This window comes from Paraburkholderia sp. BL6669N2, assembly GCF_003387275.1.
In the GTDB taxonomy this organism is placed as follows: Bacteria; Pseudomonadota; Gammaproteobacteria; order Burkholderiales; family Burkholderiaceae; genus Paraburkholderia.
In genome coordinates, this window is sequence record NZ_QUNA01000002.1 from 2,357,383 (window position 1) to 2,370,511 (window position 13,129).

Sequence of the window (13,129 nt, forward strand, 5' to 3'; positions counted from 1 at the left end):
TCGGACCTCACGCGATTCGCGCGACGCCACCGTTCGACGGCGGCCACTCATGTGGACCGGACACGCGGGCGGCCGATCCGCGATCGGCCGGCTCGCCGAGCGTCATTGCGACGCCTTCAACTCGCCACGGCCGACCTGAGCGTCACCGATGCGCGCCGGTCCTTCCACTACCGCCCAGAACGGCTGCGCCGCGCGCGCCGCCTTCGCACTGGAAGACGACCACATGAACAATAGGATTGCCGGCTTCGACGGATTGCGTGCGATCGCAGTCCTGATGGTATTTTTCCAGCACCGCCTGTTCGGCGACATCGGCGAGATTGGCCATCTCGGCGTATGGATCTTTTTTGCGCTGAGCGGTTTTCTGATCATCGGCATTCTTGCTGCGCAACGCGCGCGCATTGAAAGCGGCGCGAGCCGATTCGGCGCCGAATTGAAGCGCTTTCTGTTTCGCCGGACCCTGCGCATTTTTCCGATCTACTACCTGATGCTGGTGGTGATGTGCGTGCTGATGGCGTTCGGCATGGCAAGTCCCGAACTGGCGAGCGGCATGCCGTTTCATTTCGCCTATCTGTCGAATATCTGGATCGGCTCCGTGCTGCACTATTGGCCGGGGCGCTACTCGCATTTGTGGAGCCTCGCAATCGAAGAGCAGTTTTATCTTGTGTTCGCACCGCTCCTGCTGCTGCTTGCCACGCGACGGCATCGCGCGGTGTGTGTCGCGATCGTCGTGGCCGGGCTCGGTTCGCTGCTCGCCATGCGCGCGGCGCATTGGCAGGAAATCACCATTTACACGCATCCGCTGACGAACTTCTGGTTGCTGGCGTTGGGTGGCATTGGCGGCTTGATGATCGCGGGGCGAGCGAGCCGCTTGCGAGGCTGGCTCGGGCACGGCGTGACACTCTTCGCGCTGAGTCTCGCGCTGGTGGGCTTCTGCGCGACCGAACCGAGATGGAGCGAGGTGGACAGTCCACTGCTGTTCACCCTGGTCAGTGCTTCGTATGGTATGTGCATCGCGGCGCTGGTGTGCTCGATTGCCTGCTGCCGCAACGCCTTCGTGATCGGCCTGCTTGAAACGGGCTGGCTGGTGAGCTTCGGGCGAATCAGCTATGGCTTTTACCTCTATCACAATCTGATCCCGGACCTGACGCGCAACCATCACGCCGCGGCGCTCTTTGGCGGCACGGTGCCCGTGTGGGCGCACGTCGTGGGCATCGCCGGGTCGTTTGTGATTTCGCTTGCGATGGCGATGCTGTCATGGCGGCTGATCGAAGAGCCGATCCTTCGTTTGAAGACGCGGCCTGCGTCGGCGACGTCGCCTTCGCGTCGTGAGCGGACAGAGCATTCGTCGAGGAATGACAGCACCGCATCCGACGCAGCCTGATCCAGGCGCGACTTACGTTTTCAATTGCAAGCAGCGCAACTGGGGGCACGGTATCGTGCGGCCTCGGTTAGCAGGCAGCTTCGGATCTTGCGTGGCACGCGGGCACCGACCTGGCGATCTCCGCCTGGACGAGCGTGCCGGTGATCGCGGGCGTGCTGCTGGTGCGCCCCTCGCGCCATCGCTTGCCGCCCTCCGCATTCCGGATTCTGGTACTGATGTTCGTGGTGGCCGCCGCCGTGCAGATGATCTGGAAATCCGGCGGCCTATAGGTTTGCACGGTTAGCGCGCGTTCGAAATGGGCCGTGGTACGCGCATTGCTGCACAACGGTGTACCCCAATCAACCGGAGAGCCCGTCGTGGCAAACCATGGCCAATTCCCCGAACGAGCAAGAGCACGAGCCCGCGCGTCAGCCCGAGGAAGATCCCGGCAGGCCGCCCACCGAGGTTTCCAAGCCAATCGGCGACGCAATCCCCACGCCGGTCGAACCGGGTCTCGATCAACCGCTGCCGAAAAAAGGCGAGACGCCGCCGCCCGCTGACGAAGCCGATGGCGAGGCACTCGGCGACACCGAGACGCCTCCGGGCGTCCCAGAGCCCGGACCATCGGATTTCGCGTAGTCGTAGATAGTGCCGGTCAATAAAAAAGCGGCGCCATTAACTGGCGCCGCCCATTGATTGTGATCGAGGCAATCAGCCGATCATTCGTTCAAGCCGCTTCCGGCTCGTGAACGATTTTCAATGCGCTCTTGTGTTCCCTGATCAGCCGGTACACGGTTTCTCCAGGCACGGTCTCCTGCTCTAGCAATTCGTCCGCAATCGCGCGCAGCACCGGCTCGTACGCATGCAGCAAGCCGTAACACAGTTGGTTCAATTCCTTGAGCAGCACATTCGCGTGCTCGATAGCGCTCTTCATCTGCAGACCCGCGTACTGCGACGGCAGCGCCGCGAGGCTGAACAGATCGCCGTCGCTGTTGAAACCGAATTTCGACACCATGTCGAGGCTGATGCGCGACGCTTCCTGCAAATCCGAAGCGGCGCCGCTCGATGCTTCGGAGAACGTCAGAATTTCCGCGTTGCGGCCGCCGAGTAACACCTGGATTTCGTTACGGATCTCAGTCTCGCGATACAGGTGTTTGTCTTGCGCTTTTGTGATCAGCGCAACGCCGAGCGCACCGCCGCGCGGCAAAATCGTGACCTCTTCCAGCACGCCCGTGCCCAGCAACGCGGCGACGAGGCCATGCCCCGCTTCGTGCACGGCGATACGGGTGCGTTCGTCTTCGCTCAGCGCGCGCTCGGCGCCGCTCACGTCGCCGATCCGTGCGATCTTGATCGCTTCCATGAAATGCTTCGAGGTGATTTCGGTGTCGCCCACCTTGCGCGCGACGAGCCCCGCCTGATTCACCACCATCGCGACCGTTGCCGGCGACAGACCCGTGGTGAGGCGCGCCAGTTGATCGTAGTCGATGTCGGCGGCTTTCGACTTCAGCTTCTCCGCGTAGAAACGGAAAATCTTCGCGCGGTCTTCGCGATCGGGCAAACGGACCTGCACGGTGCGATCGAAGCGGCCCGGCCGGCGCAATGCCTCATCGAGATTGTCGGGGTGATTGGTCGCCGCGACGATAATCACGCCTTCGTTCGAAGCGAAGCCATCCATTTCGGCCAGCAGTTGATTGATGATGCGGTTGCTCTCGGCTTCCACCGGACCGCTGCCCGTATCCGTGCGCTTGGCGAGCCCGTCGGCTTCGTCGATGAAGATCACCGTGGGCGCATTCTTGCGCGCCAGTTCGAACAGATGCTTGACCTTCTGGATGCCGACGCCGTAGTACTTCGCGCTGAAATAGCTGCCCGTGATCGAGATGAAGTTCGCGCCGCACTCGCCGGCCAGCGCCTGCGCAAGCCGCGTCTTGCCGACGCCGGGGCCGCCCACCATCAGAATGCCGCACGGCGCGCGCACGCCCATCGACGTGAACTGCTTCGGGTCGGAGAGATAACCGCGAATGTCCGCGAGCGCCGCCTTTGCTTCGCCCGCGCCGATCACGTCGTCGAAACGCAGTGCGGGCGCCCTCGCGAGCAGCGTCGCGCCGCCACGCATTTCGCGGCGCATGAACCACACCATGCCGCCGACCAGCAATAACGGCAGCAGCACGCTGATGGCGTCGCGCACCTGATCGAACGCCTGCACCCAGCGCGCGCCGCCGGTTTGAATATCCGCATCGGGAAGCCAGACGAGTTGATAGGCGGCGGCTTCGTCCGTCTTCGGCTCGCCGAGCAGCAGCGCATGCGAGAACGTCGCGTTGTGGTCGGTGACGAAGTATTTCGTGCCGTCGCGCTTCGAGATCAGAATCGCGTTGGGACTCACGCCGATCGCGGCAACCTTGGCGTCGTGAATATCGCGCAGCATTTGCGAGGCGTCTTTCTCTTCATGCGTCCATGCCGAGGAATCGTGGCGCATCTGGCTCGCAACGCCGGTCAACGCAGGCGCGACCTGTGCCGCTCGCTGCTGGTAATGCCACACGCCGAAGGCGAGCAGCACTGCGATAAGCGCCGCCGCCACCGAGGTGGCGATCTTGCGCGTGCGTCTTTTACCAAGCGAATTGTTTCGCGGCTTCATGAGTCACTTCCAAAAACGGGCTCAAAGCGAGCCCCGATACTTGTCAAAGTTCAGATGGGCAGAGGTTGGCGGAGGGGAATCGACTGATGCGACACCATGCATGACTGGAAGACAGGACAGCCAACCATACGTCCCTTTTTAACGACGTGCCCACGGCCAGTATGCCGTGCCGCCGCTTCTTCCAAATCGCAGAAAAGGCCTAGTTCTACCGTCTATCCGGCGTTTTCGAGCCGCCAGATTTTGGGGAGCGAGCGCTATGTGCAGCGCGCGATGAGACTGCTCCCGGTGCACAGTTTATCAGCGCTAAATTCATTGCGTATTCCGCATATCTACTATTAACCGCTCCCTATTTAAAAGCGGTCAGAATTACTGAATATAGTCTCGTCATGCTCGCTTATCCTCCGACGAAAAATGCCCGCTGCCGCCGCGTTCATCTGCATCTACTCTAAAAAGACCGCTGCGGATGCAGGTTCGCCGCGGCGAGCTGCACAATCCTGTGCATCACCGCGACGCCACACGATGGGAGGACTGCCATGCACGACAACACGCCGGTATTCGACACAGCGCTGACCCGTTTGCTCGGTTGTCGGCATCCCATCATTTCGGCCGGTATGGGCGGCCCGGCGCGCGCGGAGTTAGCGGTGGCCGTTTCTGAAGCCGGCGGCTTCGGTCTGCTCGGCATGGTGGGAGAAGCGCCGGAAGTGATCGAGTGCGAAATCGCCGCCGTGCGCGCGACGACGAACCGGCCGTTCGGCGTCAATCTCATTCCTTTCCGGACGGAGCCCGCGCTGCTCGATGCGCAACTCGACGTGTGCCGCGCGGCGCAGGTGCCGGCCATGTGCTTCTTCTGGGACGTCATGCCTGACGTGGTGAAACGGGCTAAAGATGCCGGCGCGCTCGTCCTCTGGCAGGTCGGCTCGCTCGACGAAGCGCTCGCCGCGCAGCAGGCCGGCGTGGACGCAATCATCGCGCAAGGCGTGGAAGCCGGCGGCCATGTGCGCGGACGCATCGGCATCATGGCGCTGCTGCCGGAACTCACGCAGCGTTTGCGCGTGCCGGTGGTGGCCTCGGGCGGTTTCGCGACCGGTGGCGGCCTGGTTGCCGCGCTCGCGCTCGGCGCGGTGGGCATTCACTGCGGCACACTTTTCGTCGCCACGCATGAATCTTTCGCGCACGACTATCACAAGCAACGGATCGTCGACGCCCGAGCGGGCGACACCGTGCATACCGACATCTACGCGATCAACTGGCCGCCCGGCTCGCCGGTGCGCGTGCTGGCCAACAGCGTGACGCGCGAGGCCGGCGGCCATCTGTTCGGCAATCAACCGCACGTGTTGCCGCGCGAAGAAATCGCACACGACGACCAGGGGCCGATCTACAAATTCAGCACGGTCTCCCCGCTACGCGACACGGTGGGCGATCTGGAAAAAATGGCCTTGTTCGCGGGGGAATCGTCGGCGCTGGTCGAGCGGTGCGCGTCGGCGGCGGAAGTTATCGACCGGCTCATGAACGAGGCGGCGGACGCAGCGGAGCGGGTCCGCGCCGCAGGTGTGCATTGACAGTCAGGTGATGGGAAGGTGCGACGAGCCTCTTCGGGCCCGTTCGCATCGTCGCCACTTGCTCTCTCAGGTTCTGCTGTTTTTTATTGGCTTTTATTAGCTTTTGTTAGCGATACCGGCCTGCATCGATCTGGTTCTCCTCGGCTCGGCGCTATATCTGCGCGCAGTTTCGATTCCCATTCGGGCGGCGGCCGACTCCCTGCCACGCCGTCAGCGAAAACGATCTGCATCTGATCACGCAACATTAATGCAGGTTTTTTGTTAGGCTTGACCGTCCGTCTCACATTCGGACGTCGGCGCGTGAAATCCCGCATGCGCGCCGCAGCCCCACCGAAACACATTTCCCGCTTGCAGCAACCGATTAATGAACCAGCGTACTCCGCCGCACCATGTGGCCGCGGCCGCCGCGGCCAATTCGCGCTCCGCCACGTCGACGAGCCGTTTCAGCACGCACGGACTGGCGCCCGACGAACAATTCCTCGCCTGGCGCCGTCGCGTGGGGCATGTGGTCGACGCGCCGCCGTCGAAAGCGCAGATTGCGGGGGGATTTCGCGGCGAAATCGATTTATACGCGGTCGGCGGCATGGTTTTTACCGACTGCCGCACCGATTCGATGCTGCTGGAGCGCTCGGTAGCCCGCGTATCCACCGATTCGCGGCGCGACTACGTGTTTCAGCTCTTCGTGGAAGGGGAAATTGGTCACGTCACCGGCATGCACAAAAAGCGCAGCGCGCCGGGCTCGGTGGCAGGCATTGTCGCGTTCGATCTGAACCAGCCGTTTCGCGCCGAACGCCCGGACTGCCGCCTTCTGAGCCTGTTCGTACCGGCCGCGGTGGTGGACGAGGCATTGCGCGACGGCGCGTCGATTCACGGCCGCATCGTCCAGCAAGGCTCGCCGTTGACCGGCGTCGTGTTGGATCACATGACGGCGCTCGCCCGCGACATTGCGCGGCTCGATCCGGCCAGCGCCATCCATGCGTTGCAGGCGGGCACGCAATTGCTGATGGCCACGTTTCGCAAGGAAGCGCGCCTGAGCGGCGCCGGCCGCGCCGCGCTGCAGGCCGCGGTGATGGGCCGGGTACGCCGCTATATCGAGGCCAATCTGCACCAGGGCGACCTCGCGCCGACCAGCGTGGTTCAGGCGCTGCAACTCAAGCGCGCGACGATCTATCGCTGGTTCGAGCACGAAGGCGGACTCGGCGCCTATATCCGCAATCGACGTCTGCGCGAGGCGGCGGACGAACTAGTCCGTTATCCGCATCTGCAGGTCGCGGAAATTGCTTTTGGACTCGGCTTTCAGAGCGCGTCGGACTTCACCCGCGCGTTTCGCCGCGCATTCGGGATGAGCCCGCAGGACATGCGCGCCCATGCCTTCGTCCTGCAGCAGTTGCACGACGCGGCCTAGCGCGTCAGGCAGGCGACTGCGACGCGCTGGCAGCGCACGCGTCCGGCTCGGACTCCGCCTCTGGGAACGCCTCCGGGAACGCCTTCAGCGCGATCAGCGTTAGCGCGGCGGCGCCCATCAGATACCAGGCCGGGATCATCGGATCGCCTGTCCGGTTGATGAGCCACGTCACCAGAAACGGCGAAAATCCGCCGAACAGCACCACGCCAAAACTGTAGATCACCGACAGTCCGGCCGCGCGCCGGTGAGCTGGGAACGCCTCCATCATCAGCACGGAAGCGGCGCCGGCATTGTTCACCGCGAGCGCCACGTAAGCCGTGATGATGACGAGCGCCGCGAGATCGCCCGCACCGTGTGTCAGCGCCCAGAACGCGGGCCATGCCGCCGCCAGCGAGGCGAGAAGCGATGCGTACTGCAGCGTCTTGCGGCTCGCGAGCCGGTCGGCCGCGCGCGCGATCAGCGGCGTCACGAGCAGAATCACGACGCCCGAAAGGCACGCTGTCAAAAGACTGATGGTCGGCGGCCGGTGCAAGGTACGCACCAGATAGGCCGGCATGTAGAACACGGTGATATAGATGCTCACCGAAGGCGCGGCCATCATCAGAATGCCGCAAACGAGCGGGCGCGTATGCTCCGCGAACAGCCGCCGCGGACTGAGCCGGGTGCGCTCCTGCGGCGCGGCCGTCGGCATGCGGCGGCGCAGATACCAGCCGACCGGACCGATCAGGCCGCCCACCACGAACGGAATCCGCCAGCCCCATTCGTGCACGGCGGCGGGCGACAGGAGCGCCGTGGTGCCCGCCCCGACCAGCGCGGCGGCGAAAGCGGCCGCGCCCTGACTGGCGCCGCGCCAGCTCACCATGAAACAGCGGTGCTGATAGCCGGCCGATTCCATCAGCGAGGCCGACGCCGGGCCGATCTCGCCGCCCGCCGCGAGCCCTTGCATCAGGCGCGCGAGCACCATCAGCACCGTCGCCGCCGGGCCGATCGACGCATAGCCCGGCAGGCAGGCGATCAGCCACGTGCCGAGCGTCATCAAGGCGAGCGATACGGTGAGCCCGGCTTTACGGCCGCGGCTGTCGGCAATATGGCCGATCATGAGCGCGCCGAGCGGGCGCATCACGAAACCCGCGCCGAAGGTGGCGAGCGACAGCAATAGCGACGACGCCGGATTGTGCGACGGAAAGAACAGATTGCCGATCACGACGGCCGAAAAGCTGTAGACAGTGAAGTCGTAAGCGACGAAACCATTGCCGATTACGATGGCGGCGACGATACGCCTGAGTTCGGCGCGGGACAGCGGGACCGCTTTGCCGGCAGCAGTGTGCATGAGTGACTGTCGACGCATGTCGAGGTATTCAGGAAGGTTATGGAAGAAACGCGAGTTGCCTGTTCGACTTAACGGCGAGGTATCACGCTGCACTTTTATGGGTCCGGGCCTTGGGTCTCGCACAGACTCACGCGCGCCGCCAGTAAGCAACGCAGCCAGAGGCTCAAGCGGCTTGCGGCCGTCCCTTGCGCTTCGCGCTCGACCGCTGCACCACGGCCGCGACCGGCGCCACGCGCAGACTGCGTTTGAAATACGGCGAACTCATACCATTCCACAAACGCGAAGCGCAAGATATTTCTGCATTCATGGAGGAATGGCGATGCGCGTACTGATGTCAGGAGGAAGCGGTTTTCTCGGGGGAACCGGTCCACGGACCGTTCGCGCAGTACATACTCAAGCAAGATCGCCCGGCATCGCGGCATGACGAAAGCCAGGCAACACTCTGGAGACAAACAACATGACACAATCCGACGCCCCCTCTTTTTCCGCCTCGCTGGATGAAGGCCTCAGCGGCGCCACGCGAGTGGTTTTCATCGTCGGCGATCCGATCGCGCAGGTCCGCTCGCCGTCCGGCGTGACCATCGCTTTGCGCGCGGCCGGACGCGATGCGGTGGTGGTGCCCGCTCACGTCGCGCCCGCCGATCTGCCCGCATTTTTTGCGGGCGTGACGCCCATGCGCAATGTCGACGGCGTGATCATTACCGTGCCCCACAAGTTCAGCGCCACCAGGTACTGCGGCTCGCTCACCGAGCAGGCGAGCTTTCTCGGCGCGGTCAACACGTTGCGCCGCACGGCGGACGGCAACTGGCACGGCGGCATGTTCGACGGCACCGGTTTCGTGGCGGCGCTCGTCGATGCCGGTTGCGATCTGCGCGGCAAACGTGCGCTGCTGGTCGGTGCGGGCGGCGCGGGCTCCGCGATTGGACATGCGCTGGTGCAAGGCGGCGTGGCGTCGCTCGACGTGCGCGATAACGATGCCGAACGCACGGCGTCGCTGATCGGCCGGTTGAACGCGCTCGGCCCAGGTGAAGTGCGCGGTGCGGCCGCTTCCGTGGATGCCAATGCGTATGACGTGGTCGTCAATGCATCGCCGCTCGGCATGCGTGCAGACGACCCGCTGCCCATCGACGTATCGCGTTTGCCGGCCACGACATTCGTCGGCGATGTGGTGACGAAACCGCCGCTTACGCCGTTGATCGAAGCCGCCCGCGCGCGTGGATGCCCGACCGTGACAGGCACGCAAATGTTCGGCCGCGTGTGCGACCGGATGGTGGCGTTTTTGCTGGATGCCGCTCGGTAAGCGAAGCTTCGGACGCGACAGCGTCCACGGCCCACGCTGCTACACTTGCGCGACGCCAACCTGTAGAAGACATCTGCCGCGCGATTCAACGCGGCCGGTCGTCTCCTGACTCACGCTCCAACCATGCTTCGATTCGAAAACCTCGGCAAACGCTACGGCGAACGCCTCATCTTTGAGGCACTGCATTACGACACAGCATCAGGATGCGTCGCGTTGAACGACGAATCCGGCAGCGGCAAGTCGACGTTGCTCGGCATCCTCGCGGGCACAATCGAACCCGATAGCGGCGAGGTGTGGCTCGGCGGCCATTCGCTGCGCAGTGCACCGCGGGCCGCGCAATCCGTGCTCACCTACGTGCCCGAAGACTGCATGCCTTGTTCGGATCAGACCGGTCGCGAGTATCTGAACACGGTGGCATCGGCGCGAAACACCGCTGTCACCGCCGGCGCGTTGACGCTCGCGGACCGCTTCGGTCTCACGCCGCATTTCGACAAACGCTTCGAGCAGATGTCGTTCGGTACGCGCAAGAAGTTTTTCCTGACGTCGGCCGTGCTTGGCGACACCCAGGTGCTGATCGCGGATGAACCCGTCGGCGGACTCGACGCCGCCGCCCGCGCCGTGCTGGTCGATCTGTTCAAGACCCTGGCACAAACACGCACGGTGTTTTTCTCGAGCTACGACGAGGTCTTTACGAATGCGTGCGAAGCGCGCAGTGTCAACTTCGCCGACTTGGGAAAGCGTGCCTGACACGCTTGCATGCCCTTGCATGCCCTTTGCAGCCCCTGCAGCGACATGGACAACGCGAGTGAAACCGGCACGCCGGCATTCACTCGCACGCGCTAACGGTCCTCAAACCGCCACGCAAATCTTCCCGAAGTGAGCGCCGGATTCCTCGTGCGCAAACGCCTCGCCGAGTTTCTCCAGTTCGAACGTGCTGTCGATCACCGGCTTGATGCCGGTCACCTCGAGCGCGCGGATCATGTCGCGCTGATCCTGACGGCTGCCGACGATCAAGCCTTGCAGGCGCTGCTGCCGCGCCATCAGCGCCGCGGTCGGCACCGGTCCTGCGCGTCCGGTCAACACGCCGATCAGCGCGATATGGCCACCTATCCGGCACGCGGTGATCGACTGCGGCAAAGTGCCCGGCCCGCCCACTTCGATCACATGATCGACACCGCGGCCACCGGTCAGCGAGCGGACCTGCTTGCCCCATTCCGGGTTCTCGCGATAGTTGATCGTATGGTCCGCTCCGAGTTCGCGAAGCCTCTCGAGCTTCGCGTCCGACGAAGACGTCGCGATCACCGAAGCGCCCATCGCTTTAGTGATCTGCAAGGCGAAAATCGACACGCCGCCGGTGCCGAGCACGAGCACCGTGTTGCCGGCCTTCAACTGACCATCCACGACGAGCGCGCGCCATGCGGTCAGCCCCGCTGTAGTCAACGTTGCGGACTCGGCGTGGCTATAGCCGCGCGGCGCATGTGTGAAGTAGTGGCTCGGCAGCACGACGGCTTCGCGTGCATAGCCGTCGACGCCGTCGCCGGGTGTGGTCGTGAAATCGGCGATGGCAGGCGGCCCGTTTTCCCAGAACGGAAAGAAGCACGACACCACGTGATCGCCCGCTTTGAATTCCGACACGCCCGCGCCGACTGCCTCGACGACGCCCGCTCCGTCCGCCATCGGAATCCGCCCTGCTTCAGCAGGCAGATTGCCGCTCACCACGCCATAGTCGTGAAAGTTCAAGGAGTTCGCTTGAATGCGCACGCGAATCTGGCCCGCCGCGGGCTGACCGGGATCGGCGATGTCGACGACCTGGAGATTGGCGACGGTAGCGGGCGAACCGATTTTGACGGCTTTCATGTTTTCGTTCCTCTGAGAGTTGCGCCGGCGCGCGACGCGACGCGTCGCGGCGAAATGCTCGCAAAAGAATACCGCAAGGCTGCTCAGCGTGTAGTCGAGGCGCGCACCGGCTAACGCCGGCCAAGCGCTCGCTGAAAGCGCATTATCAACGGGGGAGCCCCTTCACGACGCCCGTGAATGACACGGGGCGCGTCGCGAACGTCATGCATTCATTTGACGGTTTGAATGACTTCGAAGCCTTCGAATTCCGGATGCCCGAGATAGAGCACGCGATTGTCGCCGCCCGCGTTGCGATGCGCGGCGCGAAAGGCATCGGATTTCGTCCACGCCTCGAAGGACGCGTAGTCCTTCCAGATCGTATGGCTGGAATAGAGAACGTGATCGTCCTTCTGCGGACCCTTCAGAAGATGAAATTCCACGAAACCCGGCACCTCTTTCAGATGCGTATCGCGCGTGGTCCACAGATGTTCGAAAGCAGCTTCGGATCCGGGCGTCACTTTGAAACGGTTCATGGCAATGTACATGCTGAAGGCCTCTTTGCAGTCACGATGTATCTGACGGGTTTGCCGGACTCGAACGAATCGTTCCGGCAAAACCGTCAGGCGGCCTTTTATTATATGCGTGCTACTCGTCGTACCCATGTCACGACTGCGATACGGCCAACGCACCCGACACCGTCCGCGTTCAGGCCGCCTTGTCCTGCGCCACCTGTTCGAGCCATAGCCGGCTGTCGGGAAACCAGAATGCGTCCGGCCGCGGCGGCGACACGAGTTTCACCGGCAGCGACGGATTGAATATTCTGGACCATGCCGACAGATACGACGGCGTCTTCACCAGATACCCGCAACGGGACAACAGCAGACTGGAGACCAGCGCTTCGCGGCCGATTTCGAGTCCCGGATAACCGCTGAAATGAATGGGCATATTGCCGTACGCGAGGAGTTTCGCGGGCGCCACTTTGACCGGCCTGGAAAACGGCCACACGGCGAAGTAGTCGAGAAACGCCTGTTCGTCGCTTGAAACGAAAACGTTGCTCAAGTGCGGGTTTTCAGCAAGTGTCGTTTCTATTTGGCGGCAGAAATCGCTCCATGAAACCGGGATGGCTTCCAGCGATTTGTCCGTGCCTCTGAAATGCGCACCAAGTGTAGACGCGCCGATCTCTAGCTTGCCGCAGATCGCATCGACTTCATCGACGATATGGGCGGCTGGGCGGTAATGTGCGAAGAATAGTTCGCTGGCGCTCTTGAGTTGAAGCTGAGTCTCATAGCGTTGACGAAACCCTAACTGGACCAGGTCGCGAACCGTCGACTTTCTCACCTTGTGCGCAAGCGATGCCGCCGCCTCGCCATTCACGGACTCGAAGAAGGAAGAGAACCAGTCGATGGTTCCCTCTGCGTCTCCGTAGAGACCGCCGCGTGCGCTGATGCACGGCGTCAGAGACTTCTCATCGCAATACATCAGAATAAACAGGACCATCTGCATCACGGAGAAGAAACCAGAGTTCTCCTGAATTTCAATGGCAAAGATTCCCCTGTTTAACCGCTGTGTGGCATGAAGCGAGATGCGACGCGGTGTGGCAACGGAATGCTTGAACCCCTCACTGCGTCGGATCTGTTTCGCCCGATCGACTACTTTTCTTAGCATGCCCGGCTCCTAATGGAATCTAGGTATTTTTAATTTCGCACG

General features: G+C 63.0%; 13 protein-coding genes. 7 read left to right on the top strand and 6 right to left on the bottom strand.

Going from position 1 to position 13,129, the window contains the following annotated elements; all coding sequences use genetic code 11:
- Positions 1 to 102: 102 nt before the first annotated feature.
- Positions 103 to 225: a hypothetical protein gene (locus tag B0G80_RS47375; RefSeq protein WP_258879103.1), complete on the bottom strand. Its 123-nt coding sequence runs from the start codon at positions 223 to 225 to the stop codon at positions 103 to 105.
- Between B0G80_RS47375 and B0G80_RS33065 the strand changes: the two genes are divergently transcribed.
- The 3 genes from B0G80_RS33065 (at position 224) to B0G80_RS33075 (ending at position 1,999) form a co-directional block, all read left to right on the top strand.
- A complete protein-coding gene (locus B0G80_RS33065) occupies positions 224 to 1,381 on the top strand; it encodes an acyltransferase (protein ID WP_258879104.1) in 1,158 nt (385 codons plus the stop codon). The two genes, B0G80_RS47375 and B0G80_RS33065, sit on opposite strands and share 2 nt — an antisense overlap.
- Positions 1,382 to 1,515: 134 nt before the next feature.
- Positions 1,516 to 1,650 carry a hypothetical protein gene (locus B0G80_RS33070; protein WP_408968734.1) on the top strand — a complete coding sequence of 45 codons (135 nt, stop codon included), beginning with the start codon at positions 1,516 to 1,518 and terminating at the stop codon, positions 1,648 to 1,650.
- A gap of 97 nt (positions 1,651 to 1,747) precedes the next feature.
- On the top strand, positions 1,748 to 1,999 hold the full coding sequence (locus tag B0G80_RS33075) for a hypothetical protein (protein ID WP_116122049.1): 252 nt from the start codon (positions 1,748 to 1,750) through the stop codon (positions 1,997 to 1,999).
- A gap of 88 nt (positions 2,000 to 2,087) precedes the next feature.
- Here the strand turns inward: B0G80_RS33075 and B0G80_RS33080 are convergent, their stop codons facing one another.
- Entirely contained in the window at positions 2,088 to 3,992 is a 1,905-nt protein-coding gene (locus B0G80_RS33080) for an AAA family ATPase (RefSeq protein ID WP_116122050.1), read from the bottom strand.
- Between the two features lie 533 nt (positions 3,993 to 4,525).
- Between B0G80_RS33080 and B0G80_RS33085 the strand changes: the two genes are divergently transcribed.
- Both B0G80_RS33085 and B0G80_RS33090 read left to right on the top strand, forming a co-directional pair.
- Entirely contained in the window at positions 4,526 to 5,551 is a 1,026-nt protein-coding gene (locus tag B0G80_RS33085; RefSeq protein WP_116122051.1) for a nitronate monooxygenase family protein, read from the top strand.
- A 364-nt stretch (positions 5,552 to 5,915) separates the two neighbouring features.
- On the top strand, positions 5,916 to 6,956 hold the full coding sequence (locus B0G80_RS33090) for an AraC family transcriptional regulator (RefSeq protein ID WP_116122052.1): 1,041 nt from the start codon (positions 5,916 to 5,918) through the stop codon (positions 6,954 to 6,956).
- Between the two features lie 4 nt (positions 6,957 to 6,960).
- Here B0G80_RS33090 and B0G80_RS33095 read toward each other — a convergent pair whose 3' ends face one another.
- Positions 6,961 to 8,286: an MFS transporter gene (locus B0G80_RS33095; RefSeq protein WP_258879105.1), complete on the bottom strand. Its 1,326-nt coding sequence runs from the start codon at positions 8,284 to 8,286 to the stop codon at positions 6,961 to 6,963.
- 457 nt (positions 8,287 to 8,743) lie between these two features.
- On the opposite strand from B0G80_RS33095, the gene B0G80_RS33100 reads away from it, so the two are divergent.
- Entirely contained in the window at positions 8,744 to 9,586 is an 843-nt protein-coding gene (locus tag B0G80_RS33100) for a shikimate dehydrogenase (protein WP_116122053.1), read from the top strand.
- 123 nt (positions 9,587 to 9,709) lie between these two features.
- Positions 9,710 to 10,333, top strand: coding sequence for an ATP-binding cassette domain-containing protein (locus B0G80_RS33105; RefSeq protein ID WP_116122054.1), 624 nt, complete (start codon positions 9,710 to 9,712; stop codon positions 10,331 to 10,333).
- Between the two features lie 102 nt (positions 10,334 to 10,435).
- Here the strand turns inward: B0G80_RS33105 and B0G80_RS33110 are convergent, their stop codons facing one another.
- The 3 genes from B0G80_RS33110 to B0G80_RS33120 form a co-directional block, all read right to left on the bottom strand.
- Positions 10,436 to 11,443: an NAD(P)-dependent alcohol dehydrogenase gene (locus B0G80_RS33110; RefSeq protein WP_116122055.1), complete on the bottom strand. Its 1,008-nt coding sequence runs from the start codon at positions 11,441 to 11,443 to the stop codon at positions 10,436 to 10,438.
- Between the two features lie 209 nt (positions 11,444 to 11,652).
- Positions 11,653 to 11,967, bottom strand: coding sequence for an antibiotic biosynthesis monooxygenase (locus tag B0G80_RS33115; RefSeq protein WP_012427906.1), 315 nt, complete (start codon positions 11,965 to 11,967; stop codon positions 11,653 to 11,655).
- A 160-nt stretch (positions 11,968 to 12,127) separates the two neighbouring features.
- A complete protein-coding gene (locus B0G80_RS33120; protein ID WP_116122056.1) occupies positions 12,128 to 13,087 on the bottom strand; it encodes a hypothetical protein in 960 nt (319 codons plus the stop codon).
- Positions 13,088 to 13,129: the final 42 nt, after the last annotated feature.